Here is a 12,364-nt window from a genome sequence, read left to right on the forward strand (position 1 = left end):
TTATACCATGTTCGCGATAAGATCTGTGTCCTTCAGATCTTCCGAACGTTTAAATTCGCCGCTTTGACGGCCGTTCTTCATTATTATTATTCGATCAGCCATACCAAGAAGCTCTGAGATTTCCTCTGAGATCATGATTATTGACTTACCGTTCTTTCTCATTGTATCCATCATCTGGTAGATATCGGCCTTAACCTTGACGTCGATACCTCTTGTAGGTGAATCCAGAATGACGATATCCGAATCCTTTCCGATCCATCTTGCAAGCACGACTTTCTGCTTGTTACCGCCGGAAAGAGCTGACATAAACTGATGTACTCCCTCCATCTTGGTACTCATCTGCTTAGCAAACTTCTCTGCAAAAGCCTTTTGATCTTTACCGAAAAGGATGTGATTTTTCTTAAGATCTTCAATAGAAGGAAGGCAGATGTTATCCTGGATAGTGTCATTTATTACGAGCGACTCGTTGTCTCTGTCCTTGGATGCATAAGCTATACTGTGGTCGATCGCTGTCTTGATGTCATTGATCCTGGTTCCATCCGAAAGGGTAACACTTCCCTCTCTGTAATAAGATGCTCCGAAAAGAGCTTTCCCCACTTCATGCATTCCACACTCGGAAAGGCCACCTATTCCTATGATCTCTCCCTTATGCAGTTCTATATTGAAATCTTTGATTTCTCCCGGTACCGTAAGGTGCTCACCCTTTAAGACCACTTCATCCGATACCTTCTCACCGTAGTCCGTACGATAGTAGTTATTGCTCATCTCACGTCCTACCATGAGTTTTTTAAGATCGTCCGTAGTAACTTCGCTGCTCTTTACGGTATCGATATAAACACCGTCTCTAAGAACGCTGATGCTATCGGACTGCTCTATTACTTCATCAAGGTCGTGCGAGATAAAGATAACGCATCTTCCGTCATCCTTGGTCTCCTTCATAACCTTGAAAAGTTCTTTTCTTCCTTTTTCTCCGAGAGCCGTTGTAGTCTCGTCAACTACAAGGATCTGGGGTTTAAAGTGAGTCGCCTTTACGATCTCAATAAGCTTTCTGTCCTCAAAGTTGTATTTATCAATGAGGTTTCCTGCTTTGATATAGCCAAAGCCGTAGGAATCAAGAAGCTCCTGTGCTTTTTTGTTCATAGCGTTGGTGTTCTTAACGCCGCACTTGGTAAACTCATCTTCTTTTCCCAAGAAGATATTCTCGGCTACGGAAAGTCCCGACAATGTTCCAATCTCCTGAACGATGATCGCAACGCCCTGATAGTTTCCGTCTACCTGATTTCTTGCGTTTACTTCTCTTCCGTTTAATGTAAATTTACCGGTATCCTTGTGATATATTCCCGTAAGACAGGAAGTAAATGTGGATTTACCGGAGCCATTTTCGCCGATCAGTGCATGGATCTCTCCTTTGTAAAAGTCGAGAGTGACATGATCAATGGCATGCGTTACGCCAAAATTCTTATCGATTTTTTCGGCATGAAGTAATACTTCGCTCATGTCTCTCCTCCTTATTTAACAACTTCACCCTTGATAGGCTTGATGGTCATAGTTACGATTGCAAGAAGAACCACACCGGTTACGATGTTCTGAACGGTTGTAGGAGCTCCGAGAGCAACGAAGCCCTGGAAAAGGAGCTGGATGATAAACTCACCGATCACGATAGCAACTACCGGATGTCCGTACTTCTTAAATGCGAGTCCAAAGAACGTTCCCATAAGAGGCGGGAAGTTACGTGCCATAGATGCAAGGTTGGATTCACTTGTCATGGAAGTTCCGTATGAAATTGTAAGGATTGATTCGATACCAACGAAAAGTCCGCAGAGTACAAATGCTACAACCTTGTATTTATCAACATTAACACCCATGTTCTTGGCAACAACTTCGTTGGAGCCGATAGCATAGGTATAAGTTCCTATCTTGGTGTACTTAAGAATGAATCCGCAAAGGAAAAATGCGAAGAGTGCCAATATAAGATTCCATGGATAATCGCCAAAGGCTCTGTAAGCAGATCCCAGTATGACGTTTTTCTCATTGGTAGCATAAATGGAAAGTGCCTCATAAACAAGGGACAATCCCGCTGTTACGATAAGTGATGAAATTCTAAGCTTAATATATACAAGTCCGTTGAGGAGACCTACAAGCACTCCGCTTATCATCGGAGCAATAAGAAGTCCCACATAACCGAAACGATTACTCATATTTACTGCAAGCACCGATGAAAGCACGATGTTTGCGCCCACACTCATATCAAAAGGTCCCATTACGCATATAAAATAGAGACCACAGCCTCCGACCGCGTAGATCAGTGCTGTTTTTAAATAGGTTTTTAATCTGTTAAAATCGCCGAATGTCTGTGGTGCAAGTGTCTTGAAAATTGCCCAAAAAGCAAACGCGATCAAGATCAAAATCAGAAGCCCGAAAATTTGGCTCTGTTTGAATTTTTGAAACTTACTCATAAAATCCTCCCGCAAGAGTTTTGTTATAGATTATAGATGTGTTGTTTGGTTGTACTTTGGTTTGTTACTGCTGTTTCTTTAAATATATGCCGTATTCCCCGGATGGCGGAAAATACGGCATTTTTTAGTTTTTTGCTTTACGCTGTATACCCTTCTCTAAAAATGTATACGCTTCTTAGTTGCTGTGACGAGAAATAACATCGTCGATTGAAAGGTTTGAAGCTGCCTTGCTGAGGTCTTCAAAGCTATAGCCTGCCATCTCAGCCAACTCCTCATCTGTGTAAGGATCGTCATTTACGAAATACTTCTCATAATTAGCATAATCATCAGGTGATGATACATAGAGGTAAGGGAAGAGAATCTCGTAACCGAATGTTCCCTCTTCCTTTACGTAGTTGCCCTTAACTGCGTTAAGAACAAGGAAGAATGCGAACAGAGGATCGCAGAAGTGTCCGCCTGACTCTGCGAACATGCCGCCTGACTTAAGCTGATCTGCAAGATCATCAAGGAAGTCAGTTGATACAACGTCAATCTTGCCTGTGAGACCTTCGTTAGCGAATGCACCGATAGAACCTACAAGAGGATCTCCACCGCCGCCGGCTACGATAAGAGCGTCCATGCCGGGATTTGAGTTGTAAAGTGACATAGCTGCTGCAGCACCTTCTTCTGAAGATGTGTTAGCATATACAGGCTCAGTCATTGTAGCCTGATCATCGGGATGAGCCTTGTTCCACTCATCGATAGCCTGCTGATAGCCCTTCCATCTAAGCTGGAATGTAGCATCACCAACTGTCCAAGCCTCAAGTCCGATTGTTCTGTCGCCGTTCTCAAGAAGGAGATTTACAAGTGTATATCCGTTTGTTACCTCATCCTCATGAACTGCGCCTACATAGTACTTTGAGTTGCAAGCTGTCTTATATACTTCAGGGCTGTTTTCCTCTGAAATGATACGGAAGAACTGTGCGATATATACGCCGTTCTCTGTACATGTATTGATAGCGGATGTCATCTCTGAATCAGCTGAGTTACAAATGATAATTCCCTTACATCCGGCTGCGCAAAGCTGCTCAACAGATGCTGTAACCTGCTCTGAAACGTGTCCCTGGTCAACATACTGAACCTCAACTCCGTTTGCCTTAGCTGCCTTATCAACGATCTTTTTACACTGGCTTCCGAGAACGTCGGTTGAACTCCAGATTGATACACCGATCGTGATGTTGTCGCCTGATGCTGCAGGTGCTGCGTCGCCTGATGCTGCTCCATCAGATGTTGTTGTTGCTGCTCCGCCGGCTGCGGGTCCGCAACCTACCATCAATGATGCAGCCATTGTTCCTGCCAAGAGCAGTGCTCCCAACTTTTTGAATTTCTTTTTCATAGATCTATAACCCTCCTTTGGAAATTAGAAAAATGAATATATAAATCGGTTCGTGCCATCCGCGAACCTGATTTGGAACCCATGTTATTTCTTTAATCCTTTTACTTCATAAGATCTACTTGTTTCATCTCCGAACACAACGCCTGCGGACGCCGCCGCTGTCTCGTCGTATGATACCGTTACCACTACCTGATCCCCGTTTGAAAGACCCGAATTCTTGTCTATGCTGAGTGATATTGATGAAACCGCGTTGATGTATTTGGTAAGCTCGGCAAGATCTCCCACATCTTCAAATTCCTTGATCTTGTCCTCGCCACCGACCATTTCGGTCTCGATTCCGTCATAATCAACATTTACAAATGCGGTTCCTTCACCGTTCTTGCCGCTGAAATCAACCGTCACATAATCAAGAATATTGGTGATACCGTCAGTGGTGTCAATCTGAGCTTTTTTATCTGCTTTACAGCCGGACAATACGATCAAAAATCCCATCATCGCCGCTGCAATAAAAGCTGCAGTTCTCTTTCTCTTAAACACTTATATCCCCTCCGATAAAAAAATTAGCTTCGCAAACAGGAGGAGTGAAATTTTATTCCTGTTTACGAAGCTATTGTATCAACTCAGATTTTTTTTAATTAGCACGATTTAGAAAAACTAACTATCACTTTTTTGAAAATTTGTTTCCGACTTTCTAAGAGCGGTATAAATAATGAATACATAAACAAATCCGATACACGCGGTAAGGAACTGATATAGCGAAAAGGTCCTCTGGAATACCGGAAGCTTTCCGCGAAGCGGACTCTCCGCGGGAATAAACGTGGGAAGAAGCCACAGCGAAATGGTAAGTCCCATGAATGCTCCCTTTGCAAGAGATATTAGCACAGCTTTTACCATGTTCGGAATCTTAAAAACATTGCCCCCGTGTTTAAAAGGCTTTTTGAGCAAAACTTCCGTCAGCACAGCCAATACGATGTTTCCAAGCATGATGAAAACTATCATAGCGGGAACCGCTGCCATAACAGGACTCGCCGCGATAAAATACGCAGTGATTGGTGTTATGATGCTTAGCACGATTCCGCATGGGAGATTGACCATCAGCACCGCAAGTGCTATGCATGCGTTGATTATAGGCCCCGTGATGAATACACTTAAGTTCTTGAATACCTGACTTATGATACAGATTGCCAAAAGAACTGCCGTGATAGCGATCTGCTTGGTTCCAAACTTTCTTTCATTCTCCATTTTTTGCTCCTCTTTATTCATTATTATGCGCCAAGGTGCCAAGCTGTTCTTTTACCTCTTCCATTATACTTGAGACATTTTCTGTCGACTTGGAGATCTCGCCTGTTGAATCGGCAAGATTCTGCGCTCTTGACGTTACCTTTTCAACAATCTCAAGAAGCTGGGTTGTTTCGTTTGCGATCACGTCAACCGCCTCTCTGATATTGTTGTTGGCTTCGCTACTTCCCTCTGCGGTTCCTTTACTGTCAGCCGCAAGGTTGGTTATGGAGCTTGCAACTACGGCAAAACCCTTACCTGCGTCACCCGCTCTTGCCGCCTCAATACTTGCGTTAAGAGCAAGAAGGTTTGTCTGGTTTGCAATATCAACAACCTTGTCGTTATTCTGAACAAGCTCTTCCAAGTGTTCAACAATACGCTTGATGGAATCATTAAGAGTATTACAGAAATCCGAAACTCTTGCGATGTCCGAAGAGATAGCCGAGCTCTCTTTAGCGTTATTGTCATTGCCCTTGACCATGTCTCCTATATAATCGTTGAGATCCGTGAATCTCCTATTAATGGTATTAACAGTGGATAAGATATCGTCTTTTTGCTTGCCCAATATATCTTTTTCCTGATTAACCATATCCTGAGCTTCTATCTTCTCATACTCAACAAGGTCTTTCAAATAATGAACGCAGTTTTCCTTATGATTAAAGCCGTTAAAGATGGCCGTCGCCATATCTTTACAGGTATCGTAGCCGCAGCACGAGCAGTTGATGCTTCTTGCCCTTTCGTCTTTCTTGTTCATATCGTTAAATACGGCATTAAGCTCAGACTCGGTCGGTATCTTATGCTTACAGCTTGCCGATCTGTCGGTATATTTCCTTAGATAATCGCTTAGATTAAGCTTTTCAAACTGCTTATTCAATGCAGCCATGCGCTTTTCAGGCGATATTTTCCTGGACCAGGCGTTCTTCTTTTCAAAGTTTTTGACTCCCTCTCTGATCTTGTAAATATTATAAAGAGGTCCGTCGCCGTCCGTTAACTCGGGATCGGTTCCCGTTCCGCATATACAGCCGTTCTCGCAGTTAAGTGCATCAATGAACAGGAAAGGTGTCTTGCCGTTCTTGATCACATCCTCATTCTTGTGGAGGAAATGATACATGCGCTTTTCGCCTTCCATCTGTCTTATGAACACATTCTCGCCAAGAAGCCAATATACGTTTTCCTTAAGTCCGCCCGGCATAGGATATATCGATCCGAGTCCATACTCGATCTCATCTTTTATTGGCGTTCCGTATATATTGTTCTCTCTCACATATTTCATAAGATGCTCGAAAGTAACGTTATAATTGACGTATCCGTGGTTATTTGGATCGTCTATCTCATTCTTTTTGGCTATACATGGGCTGATAAACGCAAGCTTATCCGTAATACCCATTTCTTTTCTGCAATAGATCGCAGCACACATCATAGGACTTTGCACGGGGAACAGCTTGGGAAGGAGCTCGGGAAGATAGCGCTCGATATACCCAACCACCGCGGGACAAGGCTGTGAAATGCCTCCAAGATAATTATGTTCCTGAATATATTTAATATAGCCCCAGGTTGTTATGTCGGCTCCGAAGGATACGCTGATGATCCTGTTAACACCGAGGGCTTTAAGGCCGCCAAGGACCTTCTCATATTCGTCATAGTAATCTGCCATAAAGGCAGGTGCAAGCAAAAGAGATATCTTCTCGCCCTTTTTAAGGTCTTCAAAGAACTGCTCCGTATCGTCATGATATTCTCTGGCGCCGTGTTCGCATGCGTCAAAACAAGCTCCGCACGCAACGCACTTGGTACCGTCTACTTCAATTCTGGAATTCCCGTATTCGTCGGGTTCCGAAGAAACGCATGCTCCCATGCAACTGCATTCGTGAATGCACTTATTACATCCAATACAATTATCGTTTGTGAACACAAGAGAATCATAAGAATTTGCCATAAGAAAACCTCCACATATCTGCCATAATATGTACGACGATTCACCTAAAATTATAGCAAATTGTGTTAGCTTCAATTATGAAATATCGATAAAACGGCTTTATTTTTAATTTATAAATTTCTTCACTTGCTCAGATTTTTCCTATATTCACTGGGGCTTACGCCTTCCGATCTTCTGAACACTCTGCTGAAATAATTATAGTCATCATATCCTACTTCAAAAGATATGGCTTCAAGCTTATTGTTATCATCCTTCATAAGCTCTTTTGCCCTGTTCATACGACATCCCGTGATAAATGCAGTGATGGTCTCATTGTATTTCTGAGAGAACTTACGTGAAAGATAGCTTGGCTCGACAAAGAACTGCTCCGCAAGATCGGCAAGCGAAAGGCGCTCCATATAATGCTTTTCGATGTAATCGTGTATACTTTCCACCTGCTCACTGATAGAGCTGCTTTCGGAAACCTCGGAACCCGATGCGATCTGAAGCGCAAGCTCGATATTATCTATGATTATCTCTATATTAAGAGAGCGCAAGCCGTAGTTTATGGCATCCTGAACCTCTTCGAAAAGCCTTGTGTCATCACCTTTATCGGAATCGGCAATGGTATTGAGAACTCTTGTCGTAAACTGCGTCACTTCAAAAAGACTCCAATTCTGGCCTTCGCACTTACTAAGTCCGGCGGTCTCCATGATAACGTTTTTCGCCTGCGCGATATCTTTTTTACCAAGACTCTCCGCAACAAGAGCTTCCACTCGGCTGTTGTATCTCTCCTGAAGATCCGAGATCTTCTTTGATCCCGTGCACATAACTATGCTGTGCTGTTTCCCAAACGGTCTGGTAACAAGGTCTGCTATCATCTCACGATAAACCGAGGCAATATCGTCAAGCGACGTTGCCTTGTCGTGAATAACTATGGTTATGGGGCCCTGCTCCTCAATGGGAAATGCCTCAAGTATCCTGTCCGCAATAAAACGAAGCCTTGCGGGAGTAGCATTAAGCTCGATAATAAACTCATTAACCTTGTCGGTATAGTTAAATACTATAATGCGCTCATTGTCTATGATCTCACGAAGCTTCTCCTTAAGGCTGTAGGACATTCTGAGAACGTCCTTGTCATAATTCTGCTTGAGGATCTCAACATTGTGAAACTTAACAAGTATCGTTGATATCTCGGAAAAAACCTTGGTGCTGGGCACATGGAACTCTTTTCCGGGTCTGAATAATTTTCCGTTCAAAAGAGATGAGAACTCATCGTCTTCAAGAAACGACGAAACATAGTTTTCTCTAAGGAGAATGTCCTTTTTATCCGCTTTTTCTTTTTCCCTCTCTTCAAGTGTCTTGAGTGCCTTACTCAGAGAATCGACAAGCTGCTCCCTGCTTACGGGCTTAAGGAGATAATCGATTCCGCCGGACATAAACACGCCTTTAACCTTGCGGAAATCATCATATCCGCTGACTGCAAGTGTTATGATGTCGGGATAATTACTGCTAATCTTATCAAGAAGTTCAAGACCGCTAAGAAACGGCATATTGATATCCGTAATGATTATGTCGGGTTTTTCCTTGGGAATTCTCTCGAGCACCTCCTCGCCGTCACATGCAGGCTCAAGAAACTCTATCGAATAATCTTCCCACGGAAGCATCCTCTTTATATTTTCACGGCTCCAAAGCTCATCGTCTGCCGCCAATACCTTGTACTTTAACCCCATTAAAATGCTCCTTTATTGCTCTATACCTTCATCCGTTTCCGGTTCTTCGGCGCTTTGAACTATAGGAAGTGCTATAGTCGCCTTTGTTCCGGTCTCGGGATCGCTCTCATAACGGATTCCGTAGCTTCTTCCGTAAACGCTCTTGACTCTTGCATTTACATTCATGATTCCGATGGAACGTCCCATCTCGATTCTTCCGATGTTAGCTTCTTCAAGCTGTTTGTTCATAGCATCGGCATCCATTCCGGCGCCGTTGTCTTCAATCGTTATAAGAAGCTTTCCGTCCTCATGTCTTGCCGATATGATAAGCTCCTTGTCTTTGCGCCTACTCTTTCTAAGGCCGTGCTGAAGAGCATTTTCCACGATCGGCTGAAGTGTTATTCTCGGAATATTGTCCCTTAGTGTATCAGATTCTATGTGATAAGTGTACTTTACGGAATTGCCGTTTCTTACGTCCATAACATAGAGATAGTTGCGCACATGCGCCATCTCCTGCTGTAGCGTCGACTGCGTGTCGGAAATATCTAGACTGTACCTGAATATAGCAGAAAGCGACTGGCAAAGTCCGCTGACCAGTGTGCAGTCCTGTGAAGCCGCGATTCCGCTCATGGTGTCAAGCGTATTGTAAAGGAAATGAGGATTGATCTGAGCCTGCAAAACTTTGTACTGAGTTCTCTCCATCAGGACCTTGGCCTCGTACTCTTCCTCTACCATCTTCTGTATCCGATCAAGCATCTCGTTAAACTCTTCGCCCATGACCTTAAGCTCTTCGCTCCAGCCGGTTGTTCTGCCGACTCTAAGGTCCGTATCGCCTTCCTTGATCTGAATGATGGTATTACTAAGCTCCTCCACAGGCCTGTAGATATATCCCGAGATCTTGGTTCCCACAAGAAGCGTCACAAGCAATATGACAACCGCAATTATTATCAGCGTACGCGCAAGTGCGCTCTGAGTATGAAGCATTAGAGACTGTGGAGTCAACATAACTATGTGTAGATTGTATTTTTCGGAAGATCTTCTGTTCAAGTAAAAAGAGCCGTATTCATCATCAAATTCCGGGAAATCACCGGACGCCGTAGCGATCACCTTGGTAAGGTCCGTAAAGATCTTACTCTCTTCTTTTGTCGTATTTCCAACCTGCGCGATAGGTCCGTCTCCCATAGGCTGAAGCCACACATAAACATCTCTTGATGAAATGTATTTACTCATAATATCGCAGAAATTCTGCGCATTAAAATCACAGATCAGATATCCGTATTGAGATCTTGTGTCGTCATAGGTGTGAAGTTTAAGACAAAAACGAAGCACGTCCTGCCCCGCCTCATCATTGTGATAGCCGGAAAGCATCACCGCATAGTCGTCGGATTTAAGATAGCTCTTTAGATGCGCAACATTAACATACTGATCCGTTTCATAGAGATCGTTCGGATACTTATAAGGTTGCTTTCTCCAGGAACTTATAAGATTATCTTCGTTGTCATAGATATACAAGGCAAGAAGCTGATCGGAAGGTTCAAATTTGTTTTCCGAAAAATGCCATGCATCCCAATAGTAATCCGGAAGATTATTTCGACCGGCATGATATCTTCTCATATCATAGATAAGCTCGGTTTCGGTATAGATAGTCTGCATCTTGACGATGAGACTGTGAATATAAGAATTAAGTTCAGTTTCTATTCTCTGAAGAGTTTCGTCGTTACTTAAAAGACTTTCTCTCCTTATCTGCTGCCTCGAGGTAACTTCAAAAACAACCGTCTGAGCGACGATTGCAAACAGTGTGCACCCGATAACCAGCCCCAGAATAGCCTGACGCATTGTCCACTTTATTTTTTTCATAACCCTTTTACTTACAAAGAAATCCCTTCAAAACCTAATTCTATATAATGTCGCAGCTTACAAAGCTTAGCTGTACTGCGCTTCTTCAAGCGATTCTTGAGATATGACCGCCTTATGAAGCATAACGATCTCGCCCTTCTTATGCTCTTTTACCTCATAAAGAGCATTGTCTGCCGCATACATGTAATCCCACAATTTAGTAGCCTCACGGGGAATCGAATTGCGTATTCCCTGAGATATGGTCACTATATTACCCTCTTTTTGCGCCTTACTCTCGATCTTAAGCTCATTAACTCTGTCCCTAAGCTCCATTGCATGGTTCATGACCTCATCATCCGTCATATTTTCATATATGAGAACAAATTCATCACCGCCGTATCTGAATGCGTGAATGTTTTTGTCTGATGAACATTTATGTGCTATGGCCTCGGCAATCTTCTTAAGGCAAACATCGCCCGCCTGATGTCCGTAGGTGTCGTTATACTGCTTGAAATTATCGACATCAAGTATCTCGACCGCAAGAGACTTCTGCTCACTGTATGCCTTTTCAAAAGCCTCATCCGCGTATTTATTGAGTCCGTATCTGTTGCCGAGTCCCGTAAGCGAATCCGTCTCGGCTCTTTTCAGAAGTCTGTAGTTCTCCTGCTCGATTGCAGAGAGCTTGGTCCTGATATCGGTAAAGAACTTGTAGTTTACAATACTGTCTTTTTCCTGCGCAACAGAATAAAGGTAAAACTCCTCAAGAGCCTTGACCTTATTCTTTTCATCTTTGATCATGCTGTACAGCTCACATTTAAGCTTGGCGTGTTTCTTTTTCAGATATGAGATGTTCATGTCGTTGATGGATCTCTCTATATTCTTGACGATGTAGACAACCTCATCGACTCTTCCGATCCTCATAAAGAAACGACATATTCCGAAAATATCTTCAACACAATCAAGCGGGAACTTGTTGGTCTGTATAAGCCTTGAAAGAATATCGGAGTACTTCTCAAACTCCTCTTTATTTCCGAGCAGATAATTGCCTCTCATCCTGATATCAAGAACGGGGATATCCTGAAAGTATTCCCTGTTTACCTTGGGATCGTCTTCGAGCCTCTTTATCCCCAAAAGACAATTCTTAACGGATGTGGGCTTATCAAGAAGCATATAACAATCGGCCTGGAAGCAATAGCAAAAGAGCAGGTTTCTGTAATATAAGCTGTCCTTCTTATCTCGCCTTATATGCTTGTAAGCAGAGCGAATATAAGGAAGAGCCTTCTTGACCTCTCCTATCTCATAGTAGATCTGACCTATATTATATTCCAATAGTCCGAAAACGGCACTAAGTTCATCTTCGTCATCATTACAAAGTTTGACGCCGCTCATAAAGAAATCAAGGGATAATTCGAAATTGCCGTGACTTAATGCATCAATACCAAGAAGATTGTAGCATCTTGCCAGATACATGTTTTCTCCGCATGTCTGGAGATACTCCATCGCCTTAAGAAGACTTGAATTGAATTTGCGGTATTCGGTGCTGACCATATAATACGCATCCGCAAGAAAATAATAGGAATAGCCTAAAAGAGGAATGTCATCAACCTCCTTGGCTTTCCTGATCAATCTATTACATATGGCTATGTAGCTGCCGGACATATTGGCTCTGGCAGTTAAAAGCTCCTTGTTCAGTGCCTGAACTTCTAAGTCATAATCCAGTATGTTCATACCCCAACTCCAACTCTCTAAATTTGAGCTATAAAGAAATTTTACAGCAATTCCAATATCCATAGCA

The 12,364-nt window shown here is 43.0% G+C and carries 9 protein-coding genes; all 9 read right to left on the reverse strand.

Going from position 1 to position 12,364, the window contains the following annotated elements:
- The 9 genes from D6853_RS00290 to D6853_RS00330 all read right to left on the reverse strand — a co-directional run bounded on the left by D6853_RS00290 (window position 1) and on the right by D6853_RS00330 (window position 12,297).
- Window positions 1–1,497 carry a sugar ABC transporter ATP-binding protein gene (locus D6853_RS00290; RefSeq protein ID WP_120655829.1) on the reverse strand — a complete coding sequence of 499 codons (1,497 nt, stop codon included), beginning with the start codon at window positions 1,495–1,497 and terminating at the stop codon, window positions 1–3.
- 11 nt (window positions 1,498–1,508) lie between these two features.
- On the reverse strand, window positions 1,509–2,456 hold the full coding sequence (locus D6853_RS00295; protein ID WP_120655830.1) for an ABC transporter permease: 948 nt from the start codon (window positions 2,454–2,456) through the stop codon (window positions 1,509–1,511).
- 175 nt (window positions 2,457–2,631) lie between these two features.
- Window positions 2,632–3,831, reverse strand: coding sequence for a sugar ABC transporter substrate-binding protein (locus D6853_RS00300; RefSeq protein WP_120655831.1), 1,200 nt, complete (start codon window positions 3,829–3,831; stop codon window positions 2,632–2,634).
- Between the two features lie 84 nt (window positions 3,832–3,915).
- On the reverse strand, window positions 3,916–4,368 hold the full coding sequence (locus tag D6853_RS00305; protein WP_120655832.1) for a hypothetical protein: 453 nt from the start codon (window positions 4,366–4,368) through the stop codon (window positions 3,916–3,918).
- A 117-nt stretch (window positions 4,369–4,485) separates the two neighbouring features.
- Window positions 4,486–5,073, reverse strand: a complete 588-nt coding sequence (locus D6853_RS00310; RefSeq protein ID WP_120656269.1) for an ECF transporter S component — start codon at window positions 5,071–5,073, stop codon at window positions 4,486–4,488.
- Window positions 5,074–5,086: 13 nt separating this feature from the next.
- Entirely contained in the window at window positions 5,087–7,042 is a 1,956-nt protein-coding gene (locus D6853_RS00315) for a [Fe-Fe] hydrogenase large subunit C-terminal domain-containing protein (protein ID WP_158588621.1), read from the reverse strand.
- A gap of 122 nt (window positions 7,043–7,164) precedes the next feature.
- The gene (locus tag D6853_RS00320; RefSeq protein ID WP_120655833.1) at window positions 7,165–8,754 is read right to left on the reverse strand and encodes a response regulator transcription factor; all 1,590 of its coding nucleotides are present in this window, start codon (window positions 8,752–8,754) and stop codon (window positions 7,165–7,167) included.
- A gap of 12 nt (window positions 8,755–8,766) precedes the next feature.
- Window positions 8,767–10,590, reverse strand: coding sequence for a cache domain-containing sensor histidine kinase (locus tag D6853_RS00325; protein WP_243108259.1), 1,824 nt, complete (start codon window positions 10,588–10,590; stop codon window positions 8,767–8,769).
- 66 nt (window positions 10,591–10,656) lie between these two features.
- Entirely contained in the window at window positions 10,657–12,297 is a 1,641-nt protein-coding gene (locus tag D6853_RS00330; RefSeq protein ID WP_158588622.1) for a GGDEF domain-containing protein, read from the reverse strand.
- Window positions 12,298–12,364 lie beyond the last annotated feature (67 nt).

This window comes from Butyrivibrio sp. X503, from assembly GCF_003625475.1.
Taxonomy (GTDB): Bacteria; Bacillota; Clostridia; order Lachnospirales; family Lachnospiraceae; genus Butyrivibrio.